Raw genomic sequence first — 17,387 nt, 5'->3', positions numbered from 1 at the left:
GTGTTGCAACGCTAACGCCGCCTGTCAGGGTTTTCTATGCCGATCCCATCGCAGACTGTGCCGATCCAGCCCTCGCCGTTCACGGCCGCCGCGCTGCGCGAGGACGATTTCAACGCCGCGCTGATCCGCCTGCCCGCCGACCGGCCGCTCGCGCTGCCGGCCCTGCACGACGGCGCGAGCCGCGAGGTGCGCTGGCCCGACGACGGCGGCCGCATCCTGCGGCTGCGCACCATGCCGTGGGAAGGCGCGAGCGCGCTGTACTTCGATTTCAGGTTGAACGACGACCTGCACGTGCAGCTCGCGCCCGGCAACGAGCTGCTGCTGACCTTCTTTCTCGCGGGCCACGTCACGGGCGAGATCGGCAGCGCGCAGGGCCGGCCGCTCGACTTTCGCGTCGACCGCGCACTGCTGCGCACGCCGAACCGCGATGGCGGCTACCTGATCCACATTCCCGGCGCGTGCCGCAACAACTTCGTGCAGTTCCGTCTGCGGCGCGACCTGCTGCCGCGCTGGCTGCATGCGCTGGGCGTGCGGCTGCCCGCGCGGCAGATGAGCGAGCTGGTCGAGCGCGACGACGGCCGGGTGCTGTGCAACGCGGCGCTCACGCCGCGCGTGCGCGACTGCCTGGCGCGCATCGGCGACGAGCCCTCCGATCGGCCGGCTTTCGTGCCGCTGTTCCATGCGCGTGCGACCGAGCTGCTGACCTGCGTGCTGCTCGACCTGGAACAACTGCTGCGCCCCGCACGTTCAGAAGACACCCACGGTGGTGCGGCGGCGCAGACAGTGCGCAGGCTGCGCGCGCTGCTCGGCGAAGCGCCGGCGCAGGCCTGGACGGTCGATGCGCTCGCGCAGCGGCTCGACCTGCGCGCCACACGGCTGCAGGCGCATGTGAAGGAAGCCGAGGGCACGACGGTCTACGGCCTGCTCGTGGCCGAGCGGTTGGCGCTGGCCGCACGGCTGCTGCGCGACACGCAGCTCAGCGTGCAGGCCATCGCGGCCGAAGCGGGGTGGGAGTGCCACGGCCGCTTCACCGCGGCGTTCCGCAAGCAGCACGGCGTGGCGCCGCGCGACTACCGCTTGCAGCAGGCGCCGCCGGCCAACAGCGGCGCCTGAAGAATCACCGCAAAGCGACTCAGCCGCGGGGGCGCGTCAGCAGCGTGTTCGACGGCAGCGTCTCGTCGAGCAGCTTGCGTGCCGTTTCCACGCCTGCCACTGGCAGCAGCGTCGCGTCAAGCAGGCCCACCTGCACCAGCACGCTCGCCTGGTCCCAGTAGATGTGCTCGTGGTAGAGCTTGTCGCCGCGGAACTTGATGACCGCGAGCAGCGGAATCTCCACGCGCTTTCCGGTCGGTGCCACGCCGGGCAGCATCCACGGGATCTCGGTGGTGTGGGTGAAGCAGAACAGCATCTCGTCGACCACCTGGGTCGCGCCCACGGTGCGCGAGATCGGCACCAGCGAGGTGTCGGGCGGGTTGCTGTTGACGAAGTGGTTCGTATAGAACGCGTGCAGGTTCTTGTAGCCCACGCCGCCGGTCATGGTCGGGATGTGGTTGACGTAGGGCTCGGCCACCATCGTGCCCATGGTGTCGTCGACGTTGCGGGTGCCGAACTCGTACTCGCAGTGCTTGTCCCACAGCGCGGCCAGGTCGTAGTTCGGGCCGATGGCCGACTTCAGCGCGGCCACGCTGCGCTCGTGCGCCATGAGCGCCGAGGCGCGGTGGAAGTGATCGCCGCCGACGCGCGCGAAGGCGTGGTCGACGCCGGGGTACACGTGCACCTCAACGTTCGGCCGGCCGCGCAGGGTCTGCACGATGCGGTCGCGCGCCTCGGGCGGGCAGAAGCCGTCGAGCTCGGCCACGTGCAGCGCCAGCTTGCAGCGGATGCGGTCGGCCTCGTCGAGCGCGGCGTCGATGCCCACGCCGTAGTAGCCCACCGCCACGTCGGCATCGGTGCGGCAGGCCGCGAGGTAGGCGAGCTTGCCGCCCAGGCAGAAGCCGAGCACGCCGACCTTGCCGCCGGGCACCTCGGGGCGCTGGCGCAGCGCGGTGATCGCGGCTTGCATGTCCTGCATGCCGAGCGCTTCGTCGAAGCCCTGGTACAGCGCGAAGGCGCGCTGCCAGTCGTCGGGCGAATAGCCCAGTTGCACGCCGGGCTCCTGGCGCCAGAACAGGTCGGGCACGAGCACCACATAGCCTTCCTCAGCGTAGTAGTCGGCCACGTCGCGCATGGTCTTGTTGACGCCGAAGATCTCCTGCGCGAGCACCAGGCCCGGGCCGGTGCCGCCGCGCGGCAGGGCGAGGTAGGCGCCGAAGCTGCCGCTGCCGTCGGCGGCCTCGATGCGGATGTCTTGCGACGACGATGGGGATGCCTTGTTCTGCATGGGTGTGTGACTCCGTTCAATGCTGAAAGGTGGACGTGGGGAACCAGGGGCTCACTGTACGCATTCCGGATGGCGCGTCGTGACCTGGTAGTAGCCCGAGTGAAAAACCAGCGGCTCGCCGTCGAAGCGTTCGTAGCCTTCGACCTCCCCGATGAAGATCAGATGGTCGCCGCCGTCGTACTGCCGCACGTTGCGGCACACGAAGCGCGCGAGCACGCCGTTGAGCAGCGGCACGCCGGCCGTGCCTTCGCAGCAATCGACGCCGCCGAACTTGTCGGCCTGCGGTGTCGAGAACTGGCGCGACAAATGATGCTGCGGCGCGGCCAGCACGTTGATCGCGAAGTGGCTCGCGCCGGTGAAGTCGGCCACGCTGGGCGCCTGCCGCGCGAGGCTCCACAGCACCAGCGGCGGATCGAGCGACACCGATGAGAATGAGTTGGCCGTCATGCCGACGCGGCGCCCGTCGAGCGCGCGCGTGGTGATGACCGTGACGCCGGTGCTGAACTGGCCGAGCGCCTTGCGAAAGTCGCGCCGGTCGAAGCGATCGACCACCGCCTCGCGCGCCTTCGTTTCCAGAAAGCGGTCGGCCTCGGCCGCGTCGAACCACCAGGGCGCGAAGTTGCGCGGATCGTCGAAGCCATTGACCACCGCGCTCGCCACCGCCGGCATGTGGGTGGCGCTCTGCAGCAGCTTCTGCAGGTGCGGCGCGGGCGGTGCGAGCAGGCTGTGCGTCCAGTCGGTGGCCCAGCGCGCGTAGCCTTCCCAGTAGCGGTCGAAGGTCTGCTGCATCCACGCGGCGTCGAAAGGCGCGTCACCGTGCTCGAGGATGCGCTTGAGGTAGATGTCGGCCGCCTTGGCCGCATTGTTCGAGCCCTGCCCCGTGATCGGGTCGTTGAGCACCACCGCATCGGCAAGCCCGAGCACCTGGCGGCCCGAAGGCAGCGTGGCGACCGGGTGCCGCACCACGGGCGTGACGCGGCCACGCAGCACGCCGTGGTCGTCGGTGAGATCGATGTGGGTGCAGCGCTCGGCCTCCCAAGGCAGGAAGGTGGCGAGGATCTGCTTGCTGCGCGCCAGGTGCTCCTGCGGTGTCTTCACGTCGTCCCAGCAGTCCATCGGGCCACCGGGCACGCCCTCGAACACCATGATCTCGCACGGGCCCGTGGTGGTGAGTGCGGGGAACACGAAGTACTCGCCGACACCCGGAATGAGGTTGAAGCTCACGGCCGAGAAGGACTCGCGCGGGCGCATGCCCTTCACGTAGGTGAGCGCCAGCGCGCGCTGCGGCTGGTCGAACGGCGAACGCGCCGCGTCGCGCGGGAACAGCGCCGAGATCTCGCCCTTGCCGCTCGCGACAACCACGAGGTCGTGCGTGCGCGTACCCTCTTCCAGCGTGTCGAGGTCGGCGTCCTGGTGCACGAGGCGGCCGCCGCGCGCTTCGAACAGCTGCATCCATGCGGCGATCTTCAGGCGCTGGTCGACCGACTGCGCGGGGCCGTCGAGCTTCGCCTCCCACGCGATGGTGCGGCTGCCTTCGGGGCTGCGCACCGACATGCCGATGCCCTCGACGACCGGGCAGGAGTCGGCCCAGCTGTCGAGCCCGAGCTCGCGCTCGGTCTGCAGCGCGGTCTCGAACATGCACTGGCTCGACATCACCGGGCCTTCGAAGATCTCCTGCGCGGTGCGGTTCGCATACACCGTCACCGCGTACCCCTTGGCCAACAGGCCCAGGGCGAGCTGCATGCCGGACTGGCCGGCGCCGACGATGGCCACGCGTCGTGTCATGCGCTGGCCCCGCCTACGCCGCTGCCGCTACAGCAGCGCAGGTGTCGAGGTAACGGTCGGCCTCTTGCGGGTCGGCGAACCACGGGAAGAAGGTGCGCGGGTCGTCGAAGCCGTTGGCGATGGCGCTGGCCAGCGGCGGCACGGCGCCGGCACTGCCGAGCAGCTTGAGCACGTGGGGCGGCGGCGGTGCGAGCAGCATGTTGGTCCAGCGCGTGACCCACTGCGCGTAGCCGAACCAGTAGCGGTCGAAGGTCTGCTGCATCCACGGCGCATCGGCCGCGCCGTCGCCGCGCGCCAGGATGCTCTTGAGGTAGGTGTCGGCGCACTTGGCCGCGTTGTTCGAGCCCTGCCCCGTGATCGGGTCGTTGAGCACGACCACGTCGGCCAGGCCGAGCACCTTGCGGCCCGAAGGCAGCGTGGCGATGGGCTTGCGCACGGTGGGCGCGAAGCGGCCGGCGAGGATGCCGTTGTCGTCGGTGAGTTCGATGTCATGGCAGCGCTCGGCCTCCCAAGGCGTGAAGGTGTCGAGGATCCACTTGCTGCGTGCGAGGTGCTCCTGCGGCGTCTTCACATCGGCCCAGCAGTCCATCGGGCCGCCAGGCACGCCTTCGAACACCATGATCTCGCACGGGCCGCTGGTGGTGAGCGCGGGAAACACGAAGTACTCGCCCACGCCCGGAATCAGGTTGAAGCACACGGCCGAGAACGGCGTGCGCGGGCGCATGCCCTTCACGTAGGTGAGCGCCAGTGCGCGCTGCGGGTGGTCGTAGGTCGACTTGGCGGGGTCGCGCTCGAAGAGCTTCGAGATCTCGCCCTTGCCGCTGGCCACCAGCGTGAGGTCGTGGCTGCGGGTGCAGGCTTCGAGGTCGTCAATGCCGGCGTCCTTGAAGACCAGCTCGCCGCCCTTCTGCTGGAACTGCGCCATCCACGCCGGCACCTTCACGCGCTGGTCGACCGACTGCGCGCTGGAGTTCAGCCGCGCCGCCCATTCGATGGCCTTGGCGCCCTTCTGCTCGGGGTGCGGCACGGCAAAACCGATGCCGTCGACCGTGGGGCAGTCGTTGGCCCACTGGTCGAGCCCCAGGTCGCGCTCGACCTGCAGCGCGGTGTGGAACATGCACTGGCTCGACATGACCTTGCCGTGGCGGATGTCGTCCGCCGAACGGTTGCTGTACATGGTGACCTCGTAGCCTGCGTCCAGCAGACCGAGTCCCAATTGCAGGCCCGACTGGCCCGCGCCGACGATGGCGATTCGCTTCATGGCTTGCTCCTTCTGTGTTGTCTCGTGGGGGTGTGGTTGCGTGCGGATGGGCTCAGGGTTCCATCAGGCGCGGAATAGCCGGCACAGCCTGCTCCGGGCCCATGGCGGAGTAGCCGCCGTCCACCGCGTAATCGGCGCCGGTGACGAAGCTCGCGTGCTCGGAGCACAGGAACAGCACCACCTGCGCCACTTCGTCGGGGTCGCCGACGCGTCCCAGCAGGTGATAGGGAGCGGCCACGCGGTCGGTGCGCGCGCGGTCGCCGCCGGTCAGCTGGTCCATCACGGCCGACCAGGTCCAGCCCGGCGAGACGCTGTTCACGCGGATGCGGTCGGGCGCGAGGTCCATCGCCATGTTGCGCGTGAGCTGCGCCATCGCGGCCTTGCTCACGGGGTAGAGCCAGCGCCCGGTCTGGGCCACGCGCGACGAGATGCTGGTGAAGTTGACCACCGCCCCGCCGCCGGCCGCCACCATGTGCGGGTGCACCGCCTGCAGCATCGCGACGGCGCTGGCCACGTTCACGTTGAACGAGGTGAGCCAGTCGGCGCGGGGCGACTTGAAGCCGTCGTCCACGTACGAACACGCCAGGTTGACGAGAAAGTCCACGCCGCCGTGGCGGGCAGCGGCCTCGTCGACGCAGGCTTTCACCTGTGCGTCGTCGGTGATGTCGGTGCGCACGAAACGCACGCCGGCGCCGAGTGCATCGGCCAGCGGCTGGCCCTTGTCGACGTCGATGTCGGCGATGACCACCTTCACGCCCGCCGCGTGGAAGGCGCGCACCACGCCGGCGCCTATCAATGTCGAACCACCCGTGACGATGGCGCTTTTGCCTTCGAGACCCTTGAACATGACGCTTGCTCTCCTCGGTTGAATCGCCGGTTCGGCGAATGGGCCAAAGGTAGAGCGGAAGACCTCGCCGGCCGATCCCGAAAACGCAGGCGCTGTCCCTGCCGCGCAGGTTTTTTCGGGGGTTCCAAGGGACGGCCCGAATTGTGGGCTGGAAGGCTTTTTGCTACGGTCACTGCGCTTCCCTATGGAAACCGCCACCGCCCCACGGCTGCCGCTGCAGCGTTACCGCCTGTTCGAGAGCCACGACATGGACGAGGCACGCGAGAGCGTGGCCCGCGTGTTCTGTCCGCACGGCCTCACGATGCTGCGCCCGCGCACCGAACTGGACGCCTGCCACCACAGCGCGCGGCTGCACCGCGACGTGAGCCTCAATTACGTGCAGTACGGCCCCGGCGTGCAGATCGACCCGGGCTACCTGCAAGACTTCTTCCTGTTGCAGATTCCGTTGCGCGGCGGCGCCGACATTCGCTGCGGCGGCCAGCAGGTCGAAGCCACGCCGCGCATCGCCTCGCTGCCCTCGCCCACCGAGCTGCTGTCGATGCGCTGGGCCGACGACAGCCCGCACCTGATCGTGCGCATCGCGCGCGCGGCGCTGCTGTCGCGGCTCGAGGCGCTGCTGCAGGCGCCCGTACGCCAGCACCTGGTGTTCGACCTCGGCGTGCCGCTGGACAACCCCGCGCTCGCGCCGCTGGTGCACTTCATCGACTACCTGCGGCTCACGCTCGACGCCGGCAATGCGCTGCAGGGCGGCGGGCGCCTGGCCGAGCATGCCGAGGAGTACCTGATGTCGAGCCTGCTGATGTCGGCAGGCCACAACCACTCACGCGCCCTGGCTGGTGACGCGCAGCGCCACCTGCTGCCGCGCGCGGTGCGCAAGGCGCAGGAGTTCATGGCCGCGCACGCCGAGCAGCCGCTGTCGCTGGCCGACGTGTGCCGCGAGGCCGGCTGCAGCGCGCGCGCCCTGCAGCTCGCGTTTCGCCAGCATGCGGGCCAGGGGCCGATGGAGTTCCTGCGCGAGCTGCGGCTGGACCGCGTGCGCACCGAGCTGCAGGCCGCATCCACGCAGACGGGCGTGCGCGACGTGGCACAGAAGTACGGCTTTCTGCACCTGGGCCATTTCGCGGCGCAGTACCGTGCGCGCTTCGGCGAGCGACCGTCGGACACGCGCACGCGCCACGCACCGGCCGAGCACTGACCCGGCCAGCGCGCGTCGGGCTCAGGCCCGGTCGCGGTGATCGGCTTCGCCGTGCTTCCAGTAGCCCTTGGCGGTCAGGCGCGTGCGCGCCAGACCCTGGTCGTTCAGGAAGTGGGCGCGCAACGTGCGCACCACGCCCGACTCGCCCGCCAGCCAGATGTACCCCGGCCCCGCCGGCTGCGGGCGGTGCATCAGCTGCTGCTGCAGCGCCAGCCCCGGCTCGGCCGGATCGCCGGTGAGCCAGCAGGTGCGCAGCACGGCCTGGCTACGGATCTCCTGCACATCGGCCGCCGTGGGCACTTCGACGTAGGTCTTGAGGCGAATCTCCGGCCCGAGGCTCGCGGCAATCGACTGGATCGCGGGCAGCGCGGTCGCGTCGCCGGCCAGCATCACCCAGCGCGCATCGTCCGGGAGCGCAAAGCCGCCGTCGCGCGGCCCGGCAAAGCCGATGCATTCGCCGGGTTGCGCCCGCGCCGCCCAGGCCGAGGCCGGACCTTCATGGCCGCTGTCGCCGTGCAGCACGAAGTCCAGGTCGAGCGTGGCCGCGACGCGGTCGATGCGGCGAAGGGTGTAGGCCCGCCCTTCGCCGCCGGGCACGAACACCTTCACCCACGCGGCGGGCTGGCCGGCTGCCGCGTGGCGCAAGAAGGCCGCGACGTCCGGGCCGCCGAGGGTGATGCGGCGCATGTGCGGCGTCACGAGGTTGCATTGGAGGACATGGGCTTGCAGCCGCGTGCCCCGTTCGGGCGGAACCGCAGCGATCGGCTGCAGGAGCGGAAAAGCAGAAGGCAACGCACGCGGCGCGTGGGCCTCGGAGGCATTGGCGTTCATGGTCTGTATGTCGATTCGAATGGGGGAAACTCTTGAATGCGAGCATTTGCTCGGTTCTTCTTAGAATACGAGCCTTCACTCGCATTGAAAACTCGCATTCGAGACGCCCGATGAAATCCTTGCCCCAGCCAAGAAAGGCGCCGCGTCAGGCGCGCTCCCAGCAGATGGTCGAGGTCATTCTGGAAGCCACGGCTCGCGTTCTGGGAGAGCGCGGCTATGCCGGCACCAACACCAACGTGGTCGCCGAACGCGCCGGCGTGAGCGTGGGCTCGCTCTACCAGTACTTTCCGAACAAGGACTCGCTGATCACGGCGCTGCACGAGCGGCACGCCGCGCAGATGTACGCGGCCATCGAGGAAGTGCTGGCCACGTCGCGCGCGCGCAGCCTGCGCGGGCGCGTGCAGGCCGTGGTGCGTGCGCTGCTCGCGGCGCATGCGGTGTATCCCGAGCTGCATCGTGTGCTCGAAAAGGAGTTCCCCTTCTTCGATGCGCCGCGCGAAGAGAGCGCGGCCGACCACGACATCTTCCGGCGCGTGCGCCAGCTGCTGGACGAGCACCGCGCCGAGCTGACGCCGCGCAACCTCGACCTCGCCACCTGGGTGGTGCTGCAGATCATGGAGACGCTGGTGCATGCGGCCGTCATCGAGCCGCCCGCGCAATTCGAGCCCGCTGCGCTCGAGGCTTCGATCGTCGATGCGCTCATGGGCTATCTCTGCGGCCCGACAGGGCGCTAGGGTGAATCTCATCCGTGAACCTCCAGGAAGACCGGGGACACGGAAACACGTCTCCCCTTGCACATGACAAATGAGAAGGGGAAAAGGGAAGCAGAGCGATGCGCGAGGTGCGCGGCGCCTTTTCAATCTGGCAAAGGTCGTGCGGGTACTGACCGGATTCCGCCGCACCTGGCCTAGACTCCCCCGTATGAACGCCCACCCCTCCTTCCACACCTTGACGTCCCGCCCCGGCGGCTACACGCCGGTGTTTGCGAGGATGACAGCGGCGGCTCAGCAGACGCCAGCACATTCCTGAGCCCGGCGGTCCGCCTCTTTCCCTTCTCTTTCAGCGCAAACCATCGACCGCCGGGCACCTGCCCCGCGCGGCTGCGCCCCCGTCATCCGGGGTCGCGTTCGACTGGAGTGCGTCATGCATCACCATCAGGTTCAGCGGGAGCACGTGCTTCCCGGCGGCGGCGTCGCGTCCAACACGCCTTCTTTTCAATCCATTCTTGCCGTCACCGATCTGTCGGCACGCGGTAACCGTGCGGTCGAGCGGGCCGCCCTGCTCGCCGCCGAACACGGCGCGCTGCTGAAGCTCATGTACGCGCCCGCGGACTTCGCACCGTTCGCGCATGCCGAAGCGGCAACCGCGCTCGCAGGGCTGACCCGGTCGATGGCTTCGCGCTTCGATGTGCTGGTCAAGCAGGTCGCAGGGCCGAGCGGTGGCCTCGCGCAGATCGTCGACGAAGCCCGCTACGTCGACCTCGTCGTGCTGAGCCACGAGCGTGATCGTTCGCCCGGCGCCTTCTTCAGCGGCCAGCCCGTGGAGCGCCTGCTGCGGCAGGTGCGCTGCCCGGTGCTCGTGACGCGGCTCGACACGCGCCTGCGCTACGGACGCATCTTGGTGGCCGTCGACTTCACGCCCGCATCGCGCGAACTCGTGAGCCTGGCCCACGGCCTGGACCCGAATGCCGCGCTGGAGCTGTTCCATGCGCTCAACACGATGCACGAAAGCAAGCTGCGCTATGCCGAGGTGTCGGACCACGCCATCAAGACCTACCGCCACGACAGCATGCGACAGGCGCGCGAGCGACTCTTCTCGCTGACCGACTCGTCGAGCGCACGGCGCAACCGCGTGCTCTCGGCCATCGGCCGCGGCGACCCGGCGCGACAAGCCACGGTGCAGCAGCAGCATGCGCGCGCCGAGCTGCTCGTGGTCGGCAAGCGCCGCGCCCATCCACTGACCGACTTCCTGTTCGGCAGCGTCGCGCAGCGCGTGCTGTGCTGGGCCACGGGCGACGTGCTGGTGGCGCCCGGTGATCGACGCGCCGACACCCAGCCGGCCGTCATTTCGAGGAAGCTGCAAAATGTTCGCTGAAGACCCGCTCATCAAGTACCCGCTGCGCCAGTCGCTGCTGCCCGGCGCAGAAGGCCTGGCCGTCTTCGCCCAGCGCGGGCCGGTCGACTGGCTCTCGCGGCCCGACCAGTACGTCTTCATCTGCGAAGGACGCGGCGGCCGGATCTACGCGGCGAACGAGGCCTCTCTCGAAGAGGCCCAGCAGCTCATCAGGGACGCGCACGGCGACCAGGTCGTCTCGCGCGATCCCGAGATCCACACCTTCGTCGATCCCGAACTCGACGCGGTGGTCGAGCCGATCATGTTTCTGCGATTGAAGAGCCCGCGGGCCTATGCGACGGTGCTGCGTGACGAACTCGACCGGCGCCGTGCCGACGTTCGCGAAGAGGACCTGCAGCGCCATGATGTCGTGATCCGCGCCGAGGTTCGGCTGGCCGATCTCATGGGCTATGCGAAGGCTGCGCTCGAGATGTCGAACGGGTCGGCGGTGATCTGGAACTGGTTGCTTCGGTACGGGATGGCGTGACGGCTTTGCGGCCCGTCTCTTCCCACAAACGCGGTAGCCGGTTGGCGGGTGAGGCCGCTAGATTCGCGGCATGGCCGACAACCCGTTGTTCCTCTTCCTCACGATGACCGAGAAGTTCTCGGACCACCTGCGCGCGACCGGCGCATATCCGCAGAAGTTCGTGCTGAGCCCGTCGCTGCACGACAGGTACCTGCGAGACGTGAAGCTCGTGAGCCAAAGCGTCGGAAAACCCATCGACCCAGGCTTGCACATGGGCATTCGCATCGAGATCGATGCGGCGTCGGCGGGCGTGATGGTGGCGCCTGACGGCACGGAGGTTTTGCTGCTGGGGTAGACCTGCGCGCTTCTGAAACTCGGCGGTCCAGAGAAGGCGATTGCGGCGGCATCGCCATGTTCCGAAGTCTCGGATTCGGATGCCAGAAGTCTGACTCCAGAAAGACGAAAGGGTTAGCAGACGAATCTGCTAACCCTTGCAATCTGGCGGAGTGGACGGGACTCGAACCCGCGACCCCCGGCGTGACAGGCCGGTATTCTAACCAACTGAACTACCACTCCTGGTAGATCAACGTTCGCTCCTTGCGGAACCGAGTGTTGACAACTCGTGCCTGCTTCACCGAAGTGAAACTGGCGACCCTACGGGGATTCGAACCCCGGTAGCCACCGTGAAAGGGTGGTGTCCTAGGCCTCTAGACGATAGGGTCAAAACCTTGGACGTGCTGCGATCAGCATCTCTAACCTTCTCGACACTTTAATGGTGGAGGTAAACGGGATCGAACCGATGACCTCTTGCATGCCATGCAAGCGCTCTCCCAGCTGAGCTATACCCCCGTGTGGGTGTCGAGCCTCGAATTATAGCCCGATTTTTCAGGCCTTTTTCAATCGCTCGATAACTTTTTCGCGGGAAAAAATTTCGAGCACTGAATCGAGGGACGGTGTCTGCGATGTTCCCATCACAAGCACTCGTACTGGCATCGCTAACACGGGCATTTTCAGCGCGTGTGTCGCGAGGACTTCCTTGATCATAACTGCGATTTCGGCCCTCTCCCAGGCGACCGTCATCAATTTTTCAACGAGCGTTGCGATCGCAGGCTTCACTGCATCGGTGATGTGCTGCGCGCGGTCTGCATCGGTCACTTCGATGTCTGCATAAAACGCCGCAGCCCAACCAGCGAGCGCCACAGTCGTATCACAGCGGTCTTTGAAGAGCGCGCAGATTGCGGGCAAACGCGCGTCGGCAACGATGCCTCGCTTTTGCAACTGCGCTGCAACAAGCGGTGCGAGCTCGTCGCCGCTCTTGGCCTTGATGTACTGCGCATTCACCCATGCGAGCTTGGCTGCATCCCACTGCGCGGGGCTCTTCGAAAGGTGTGTGCCGTCGAACCAGCTCACCATCTGCTCGCGCGTGAAGAGCTCGTCGTCGCCGTGGCTCCAGCCGAGGCGCGCGAGGTAATTCAGCATCGCTTCGGGCAGGTAGCCGTTCTCTTCATAGGCGGTGACGCTCACGGCGCCGCGGCGCTTCGACAGCTTCTGTCCGTCATCGCCAAGAATCACGGGCACGTGGCCGAACTGCGGCAGCGGTGCGCCGAGCGCGCGGAAGATGTTGATCTGCCACGGCGTGTTGTTGATGTGCTCGTCGCCGCGGAACACATGCGTGATGTTCATGTCCCAGTCGTCGACCACCACCGCGAAGTTGTAGGTGGGCACACCATCGGGCCGCAGGATGATCAGGTCGTCGATCTCGCGGTTGTTGATGGTGATCTCGCCCTTGACGAGGTCGTTCCACGTCACGTCGCCTTCGGGCGGATTGCAGAATCGAACCACGGGCGGCACACCTTCCGGCACGGGCGGCAGCACCTTGCCGGGCTCGGGGCGCCAGCGACGGTCGTACAGCGTCTTCTCGTTGCGCGCGCGTTGCGCTTCGCGCATCTCGTCGAGCTCGGCCGGCGTGCAGTAGCAGTGGTAGGCCGTGCCGGCCGCGAGCATCTGCGCGATGACTTCGCGGTAGCGCTCGAGGCGCTGCATCTGGTAGATCGGGCCCTCGTCGTAGTCGAGGCCGAGCCAGTGCATCGACGCGAGGATCTGGTCGGTCGAATCCTGCGTGGAACGGGCCACGTCGGTGTCCTCGATGCGCAGCACGAACTCGCCGCCATGGTGGCGCGCGTAGGCCCACGAATAGAGTGCGGTGCGCGCCGTGCCCAGGTGAAGAAATCCAGTGGGAGACGGTGCGATGCGGGTGCGAACTTTGCCGGTCATGAAATGAAGAATCAGGAAGTCAGGGTGCTCAGGCCGCGCGAAATGTCGGCCGTGATGTCGTCGATGTATTCAAGGCCGACCGCGAGGCGGATCAGCCCCTGGCTGATGCCGGCGGCCTGGCGCTGCACTTCGGTCAGGCGGCCGTGCGAGGTCGTGCCGGGGTGCGTGATGATGGTCTTGGTGTCGCCCAGGTTGGTGGCGATGCTCACGACGCGCGTGCTGTTGATCACGTGGAAGGCGTTGGCGCGCGCGGCTTCGGGTGTGTCGCCGACCACATCGAACGACACCACCGCCCCGCCCTGCCCCGACTGCTGGCGCATCGCGAGCTCGTGCTGTCCATGCGAGGCAAGACCGGGGTAGTACACGCGCGCAATGCCGGGCTGCTGCTCGAGCCACTGCGCCAAGGCCATCGCATTCGCGCACTGCGCCTTCATGCGAATGCCGAGCGTCTCCATGCCCTTGAGCACGACCCACGCATTGAACGGCGACAGCGCCATGCCGGCGGTGCGCACCACGGGACCGAACACATCGACGATGAGCTTCGACGGACCGCAGATCGCGCCCGCCATCACGCGGCCCTGGCCGTCGAGGTACTTGGTGCCCGAATGAATGATGAGGTCGGCGCCCAGCTCGGCCGGGCGCTGCAGGATCGGCGTGCAGAAGCAGTTGTCGACCGCGAGCAGCGCACCAGCGCCATGGGCCAGGTCGGCCAGCGCGCGGATGTCGCAGACATCGGTCAGCGGGTTGGTCGGCGTCTCGGCGAACAGCAGCTTGGTGTTGGGCTTGATCGCCGCGCGCCATTCGGCCACGTCGGTCTGCGAGACGAAGGTGGTCTCGACGCCGAACTTGGCGAACTCCTTGCCGAACAGGTTCAGCGTGGAGCCGAACACCGAGCGCGAGCAGATCACGTGGTCACCGGCCTTGAGCAGGCCCATGCACATCATGAGGATCGCGCCCATGCCGGTCGAGGCGCCGATGGCGGCCTCGGTGCCTTCGAGCGCGGCCAGGCGCTGCTCGAAGCTGGCAACCGTCGGGTTCGACGTGCGCGAGTAGGTGAAGCCGGCCTCGGTGCCGGCAAAGCGGCGGGCCGAGGTTTCGGCGTCGGGCTGCACGAAGCCGCTCGTGAGGAACAGGGCCTCCGAGTGCTCGCCGTGCTGGCTGGGTGCCAGGCCGGTGCGCAGCGCGAGGGTGTCGCGGTGCAGGCCGGGCGGCAGGGTGCGTTCGTTGTCGCTCACGTCGGCCCTCTCTTCTTTCTCTTACTCGCTGGGGTTCGGCAGGGCGAGGCGCGAAGCGTCTTCTTCGTTCTCCTCGATGCGCGGGCGGTTGCCGTTCATGCGCGAGATGGCTTCGGTGTCGATGTCACCCGTCACGTACACGCCGTCGAAGCACGAGGCATCGAAACCGGCGAGCTTCGGGTTGAGCGAGCCGATGGCGCGCTTCATGGCATCGACGTCCTGGTAGATCAGCGCATCGCAGCCGATGAGTTCGCGGATTTCCTCGACGGTGCGGTCGTGCGCCACGAGTTCATCCTTGGTCGGCATGTCGATGCCGTAGACGTTGGGGTAGCGCACCGGCGGTGCGGCGCTGGCCAGGTAGACCTTGCGGGCACCGGCGTCGCGCGCCATCTGCACGATCTCGCGGCTGGTGGTGCCGCGCACGATCGAGTCGTCGACCAGCAGCACGTTGCGGCCCTTGAACTCGCTGGCGATCACGTTGAGCTTCTGGCGCACCGACTTCTTGCGAACGCCCTGCCCCGGCATGATGAACGTACGGCCGACGTAGCGGTTCTTCACGAAGCCTTCGCGGTACGGAATGCCCAGCAGGTGCGCGAGCTGCGTGGCGCTCGGGCGGCTCGATTCGGGGATCGGAATGATCACGTCGATCTGGTTCGGCGGCACGGTCGAGACCACGCGCTTGGCCAGCGTTTCGCCGAGGTTCAGGCGCGCCTGATAGACCGAGATGCCGTCGAGCACCGAGTCGGGACGTGCGAGGTACACGAACTCGAAGATGCACGGGTTGAGCGACGCGCCCTCGGCGCACTGCATCGAGTGCACGTTGCCTTCGAGGTCGATGAACACGGCTTCGCCCGGCTCGATGTTGCGTTCGAACACATGGCCCGAGCCTTCGAGCGCGACCGATTCGCTGGCCACCATGACGGTGCCGTCCTTCGCATTGCGGCCCATGCACAGCGGGCGGATGCCGTAGGGGTCGCGAAACGCCAGCAGGCCGTGGCCGGCGATCAGCGAAACCACGGCGTACGAGCCGCGCAGGCGCTTGTAGACGTTCTTGACGGCAGCAAACACCTCGGCCGGGTGCAGCGGCACGCCGCGCGAGGAACGCTCGATTTCATGCGCCAGCACGTTGAGCAGCACTTCGGAGTCGCTCTCGGTGTTGGTGTGGCGGTGGTCGGTGGAGAACAGCTCGGCGCGCAGGGCGTGCGCGTTGGTCAGGTTGCCGTTGTGCACGAGCACGATGCCGAAGGGCGCGTTCACGTAGAAGGGCTGCGCCTCTTCTTCGCTGTAGGCGTTGCCGGCGGTCGGGTAGCGCACCTGGCCCAGGCCCACGTTGCCCGGCAGCGCGCGCATGTTGCGGGTGCGGAACACGTCGCGCACCATGCCCTTGGCCTTGTGCATGAAGAACTTGCGTTCCAGCAAGGTCACGATGCCGGCCGCGTCCTGGCCACGGTGCTGCAGCAGCAGCAGCGCGTCATAGAGCAGCTGATTGACGGGTGCGTTGCTGACAACGCCGACGATTCCACACATGAACGATTCCTCTCAGGGCAGGTAGCTTGCCAACTTTTCAGGCAGCGAGGGCTTGAGGCCCTGCAATGCCGCATCGAGAACAATGGCGCTGCGCGATTCGTGCCACCAGGCACTGTCGCTCAACGCCAGCAAATGAACAACGACCGCCAGCACGAGCAGGGCCACTGCCCCCCGTGCCGCGCCGAACGCTGCTCCCAAAATCCGGTCCACAGGCCGCAGGCCGACCGCGGCGATCAGCTTGCGCGTGAGGGCTGCCGCGAGCCCCACGCCGAACGCCACCGCCACGAACACCAGCACGAAGGCCAGCGGATAACGCCAGGTGGCCTGCGGGTCGCCGAACGGCAGCCAGGCCGCCACGTCGGAGGCCACCCACTGGGCCACGATGAAGGCGGCCACCCAGCCGATCAGCGAAATCACCTCGAACACGAGGCCGCGCACCAGCCCGAACAGCATCGACAGCACGATGAGCGCGATGGCGATCCAGTCGAGCAGGGCCACGGCAATGAACTACAGGCAGCGGGCGATGACGGTGCTTACAACGTGAGGATGGCCGCGGCCAAAGACAAGCCCTTGACCCGGTCCGCGGCCTTCTCGGCCTCGGCGCGCGAGGCGAACGGCCCGACACGCACACGCGTGCGCTCGCCGTCGGTCGTCTTGGCCACGTGCACATAGGTCTTGAGGCCGGCGCGCTCGAGCTTCTGGCGCACTTCGCGCGCCTTGTCGGCATCGGCAAAAGCGCCGACCTGCACGACGAAGCGGCCGTTGTCGTCGGCGGCCGGCTTGGGCGCGGCGGCGGGCGGCTTGCCGTCGAGCAGCGCGCGGGCACGCGCGCCGTCGTCGGCATTTGCGGCGGGCTTGGCGGGTTCCGGCTTCGGCTTGGCCTCGGGCTTGGACTCAGGCTTCTTCGGCTCTGGCTTGGGTTCCGGTTTGGGCTCGGGCTTCGGCTCGGGTTTCGGTTCCGGCTTGGGTTCGGGCTTCTTCGGCTCCACGGCGGGCTTGGGGGCTGCCGGAGTGGCAGGCACCGTCGCGCCGGGCTCGATCACGGTGCCGTCGGCGGTCTCGGTGATCATGCCGCCGGCCGACGAGGCCGCGGCCACGCGGGAGCTGCCATCGGACGAGGAAGAAGGCGCGCTGCTCGTTGCGGGTGCCGGCGTGGCAGGCACGGGCAGCGGCTTGGCCTTGTTGCGGTCAGGAATTTCGATCGGGATGTCGACGGGCACGGGGCGCGGCTGGGTGTCGAACAACAGCGGGAAGCCGATCACGCCGACCAGCACCAGCACCGCCGCGCCAAGCAGCCGATGGCGCGCACGCCGGCGCATGGTTTCGACACTTTCCGCCGGCACCGCCGCGGGGGCGCTGCGTCCTTCGTTGCCTTGTGGGCCGCGCGCGCGGAACTTGAAAAACGCCATGAAGTTCGATCCCTGGAGGAGTGCAGCGAGGTGGTGCCCGATGGTGCCGGATGGGTGTGGACAGC

The 17,387-nt window shown here is 67.8% G+C and carries 16 protein-coding genes, 3 tRNA genes and 1 pseudogene; 6 read left to right on the top strand and 14 right to left on the bottom strand.

Annotated features, from left to right (window positions below; all coding sequences use genetic code 11):
• The first annotated feature begins 36 nt into the window (after positions 1 to 36).
• Entirely contained in the window at positions 37 to 1,113 is a 1,077-nt protein-coding gene (locus CY658_RS06725; protein ID WP_101489397.1) for a helix-turn-helix transcriptional regulator, read from the top strand.
• A 19-nt stretch (positions 1,114 to 1,132) separates the two neighbouring features.
• Here CY658_RS06725 and CY658_RS06720 read toward each other — a convergent pair whose 3' ends face one another.
• From CY658_RS06720 to CY658_RS06705, 5 genes and pseudogenes are all read right to left on the bottom strand, one after another.
• Positions 1,133 to 2,380, bottom strand: coding sequence for a dienelactone hydrolase family protein (locus CY658_RS06720; RefSeq protein ID WP_101489396.1), 1,248 nt, complete (start codon positions 2,378 to 2,380; stop codon positions 1,133 to 1,135).
• A gap of 51 nt (positions 2,381 to 2,431) precedes the next feature.
• On the bottom strand, positions 2,432 to 2,956 hold the full coding sequence (locus tag CY658_RS32975; RefSeq protein ID WP_257884827.1) for a flavin reductase family protein: 525 nt from the start codon (positions 2,954 to 2,956) through the stop codon (positions 2,432 to 2,434).
• Positions 2,930 to 4,165 (bottom strand): annotated as a pseudogene (locus tag CY658_RS33100) (styrene monooxygenase/indole monooxygenase family protein); the annotation flags it as partial. The pseudogene CY658_RS33100 and the gene CY658_RS32975, both read right to left, overlap by 27 nt.
• A 13-nt stretch (positions 4,166 to 4,178) precedes the next feature.
• Positions 4,179 to 5,426 (bottom strand): styrene monooxygenase/indole monooxygenase family protein, encoded by a 1,248-nt coding sequence (locus CY658_RS06710; protein ID WP_101489394.1) that lies wholly within the window; start codon positions 5,424 to 5,426, stop codon positions 4,179 to 4,181.
• Between the two features lie 52 nt (positions 5,427 to 5,478).
• A complete protein-coding gene (locus CY658_RS06705) occupies positions 5,479 to 6,273 on the bottom strand; it encodes an SDR family oxidoreductase (RefSeq protein WP_101489393.1) in 795 nt (264 codons plus the stop codon).
• A 184-nt stretch (positions 6,274 to 6,457) separates the two neighbouring features.
• Between CY658_RS06705 and CY658_RS06700 the strand changes: the two genes are divergently transcribed.
• Complete coding sequence (locus CY658_RS06700; RefSeq protein ID WP_101489392.1) at positions 6,458 to 7,468, top strand: AraC family transcriptional regulator; 1,011 nt, start codon at positions 6,458 to 6,460, stop codon at positions 7,466 to 7,468.
• Positions 7,469 to 7,489: 21 nt separating this feature from the next.
• On the opposite strand, the gene CY658_RS06695 is transcribed toward CY658_RS06700, so the two are convergent.
• Entirely contained in the window at positions 7,490 to 8,299 is an 810-nt protein-coding gene (locus tag CY658_RS06695) for a siderophore-interacting protein (protein WP_101489391.1), read from the bottom strand.
• A 110-nt stretch (positions 8,300 to 8,409) separates the two neighbouring features.
• Here CY658_RS06695 and CY658_RS06690 point away from each other — a divergent pair, with 110 nt between their 5' ends.
• From CY658_RS06690 to CY658_RS06675, 4 genes are all read left to right on the top strand, one after another.
• On the top strand, positions 8,410 to 9,033 hold the full coding sequence (locus CY658_RS06690; RefSeq protein ID WP_101489390.1) for a TetR/AcrR family transcriptional regulator: 624 nt from the start codon (positions 8,410 to 8,412) through the stop codon (positions 9,031 to 9,033).
• 409 nt (positions 9,034 to 9,442) lie between these two features.
• Positions 9,443 to 10,393, top strand: coding sequence for a universal stress protein (locus tag CY658_RS06685; RefSeq protein WP_101489389.1), 951 nt, complete (start codon positions 9,443 to 9,445; stop codon positions 10,391 to 10,393).
• Positions 10,383 to 10,898, top strand: a complete 516-nt coding sequence (locus tag CY658_RS06680) for a hypothetical protein (protein ID WP_101489388.1) — start codon at positions 10,383 to 10,385, stop codon at positions 10,896 to 10,898. Before CY658_RS06685 ends, CY658_RS06680 begins: the two co-directional genes overlap by 11 nt.
• A 70-nt stretch (positions 10,899 to 10,968) precedes the next feature.
• Positions 10,969 to 11,232, top strand: a complete 264-nt coding sequence (locus CY658_RS06675) for a hypothetical protein (RefSeq protein WP_101489387.1) — start codon at positions 10,969 to 10,971, stop codon at positions 11,230 to 11,232.
• A gap of 144 nt (positions 11,233 to 11,376) precedes the next feature.
• On the opposite strand, the gene CY658_RS06670 is transcribed toward CY658_RS06675, so the two are convergent.
• The 8 genes from CY658_RS06670 to CY658_RS06635 all read right to left on the bottom strand — a co-directional run bounded on the left by CY658_RS06670 (position 11,377) and on the right by CY658_RS06635 (position 17,322).
• Positions 11,377 to 11,453: transfer RNA gene (locus tag CY658_RS06670), tRNA-Asp, on the bottom strand.
• Between the two features lie 70 nt (positions 11,454 to 11,523).
• A tRNA-Glu gene (locus CY658_RS06665) sits at positions 11,524 to 11,599 on the bottom strand.
• A gap of 51 nt (positions 11,600 to 11,650) precedes the next feature.
• Positions 11,651 to 11,726 (bottom strand) — tRNA-Ala (locus CY658_RS06660).
• A 36-nt stretch (positions 11,727 to 11,762) separates the two neighbouring features.
• Positions 11,763 to 13,151, bottom strand: a complete 1,389-nt coding sequence (gene gltX, locus CY658_RS06655) for a glutamate--tRNA ligase (RefSeq protein ID WP_101489386.1) — start codon at positions 13,149 to 13,151, stop codon at positions 11,763 to 11,765.
• 11 nt (positions 13,152 to 13,162) lie between these two features.
• On the bottom strand, positions 13,163 to 14,386 hold the full coding sequence (locus tag CY658_RS06650) for an O-succinylhomoserine sulfhydrylase (RefSeq protein ID WP_101489385.1): 1,224 nt from the start codon (positions 14,384 to 14,386) through the stop codon (positions 13,163 to 13,165).
• A gap of 21 nt (positions 14,387 to 14,407) precedes the next feature.
• Entirely contained in the window at positions 14,408 to 15,913 is a 1,506-nt protein-coding gene (purF, locus tag CY658_RS06645) for an amidophosphoribosyltransferase (protein ID WP_099791644.1), read from the bottom strand.
• A 12-nt stretch (positions 15,914 to 15,925) separates the two neighbouring features.
• Positions 15,926 to 16,411, bottom strand: coding sequence for a CvpA family protein (locus tag CY658_RS06640; RefSeq protein WP_070062414.1), 486 nt, complete (start codon positions 16,409 to 16,411; stop codon positions 15,926 to 15,928).
• Between the two features lie 35 nt (positions 16,412 to 16,446).
• Entirely contained in the window at positions 16,447 to 17,322 is an 876-nt protein-coding gene (locus tag CY658_RS06635) for an SPOR domain-containing protein (protein WP_101489384.1), read from the bottom strand.
• Positions 17,323 to 17,387 lie beyond the last annotated feature (65 nt).

Origin of the sequence: Variovorax sp. RO1 (assembly GCF_002849325.1) — a bacterium.
In the GTDB taxonomy this organism is placed as follows: Bacteria; Pseudomonadota; Gammaproteobacteria; order Burkholderiales; family Burkholderiaceae_C; genus Variovorax.
This window is presented reverse-complemented; position numbering and strand designations above follow the sequence as displayed.

Excerpts from the sequence above, each read along its gene's own strand:
- CY658_RS06725 (WP_101489397.1), top strand. The coding sequence starts at position 37 with ATGCCGATCCCATCGCAGACTGTGCCGATCCAGCCCTCGCCGTTCACG.
- CY658_RS06720 (WP_101489396.1), bottom strand. The coding sequence starts at position 2,380 with ATGCAGAACAAGGCATCCCCATCGTCGTCGCAAGACATCCGCATCGAG.
- CY658_RS06710 (WP_101489394.1), bottom strand. The coding sequence starts at position 5,426 with ATGAAGCGAATCGCCATCGTCGGCGCGGGCCAGTCGGGCCTGCAATTG.
- CY658_RS06705 (WP_101489393.1), bottom strand. The coding sequence starts at position 6,273 with ATGTTCAAGGGTCTCGAAGGCAAAAGCGCCATCGTCACGGGTGGTTCG.
- CY658_RS06700 (WP_101489392.1), top strand. The coding sequence starts at position 6,458 with ATGGAAACCGCCACCGCCCCACGGCTGCCGCTGCAGCGTTACCGCCTG.
- CY658_RS06695 (WP_101489391.1), bottom strand. The coding sequence starts at position 8,299 with ATGAACGCCAATGCCTCCGAGGCCCACGCGCCGCGTGCGTTGCCTTCT.
- CY658_RS06690 (WP_101489390.1), top strand. The coding sequence starts at position 8,410 with ATGAAATCCTTGCCCCAGCCAAGAAAGGCGCCGCGTCAGGCGCGCTCC.
- CY658_RS06685 (WP_101489389.1), top strand. The coding sequence starts at position 9,443 with ATGCATCACCATCAGGTTCAGCGGGAGCACGTGCTTCCCGGCGGCGGC.
- CY658_RS06680 (WP_101489388.1), top strand. The coding sequence starts at position 10,383 with ATGTTCGCTGAAGACCCGCTCATCAAGTACCCGCTGCGCCAGTCGCTG.
- CY658_RS06675 (WP_101489387.1), top strand. The coding sequence starts at position 10,969 with ATGGCCGACAACCCGTTGTTCCTCTTCCTCACGATGACCGAGAAGTTC.
- gltX (WP_101489386.1), bottom strand. The coding sequence starts at position 13,151 with ATGACCGGCAAAGTTCGCACCCGCATCGCACCGTCTCCCACTGGATTT.
- purF (WP_099791644.1), bottom strand. The coding sequence starts at position 15,913 with ATGTGTGGAATCGTCGGCGTTGTCAGCAACGCACCCGTCAATCAGCTG.
- CY658_RS06635 (WP_101489384.1), bottom strand. The coding sequence starts at position 17,322 with ATGGCGTTTTTCAAGTTCCGCGCGCGCGGCCCACAAGGCAACGAAGGA.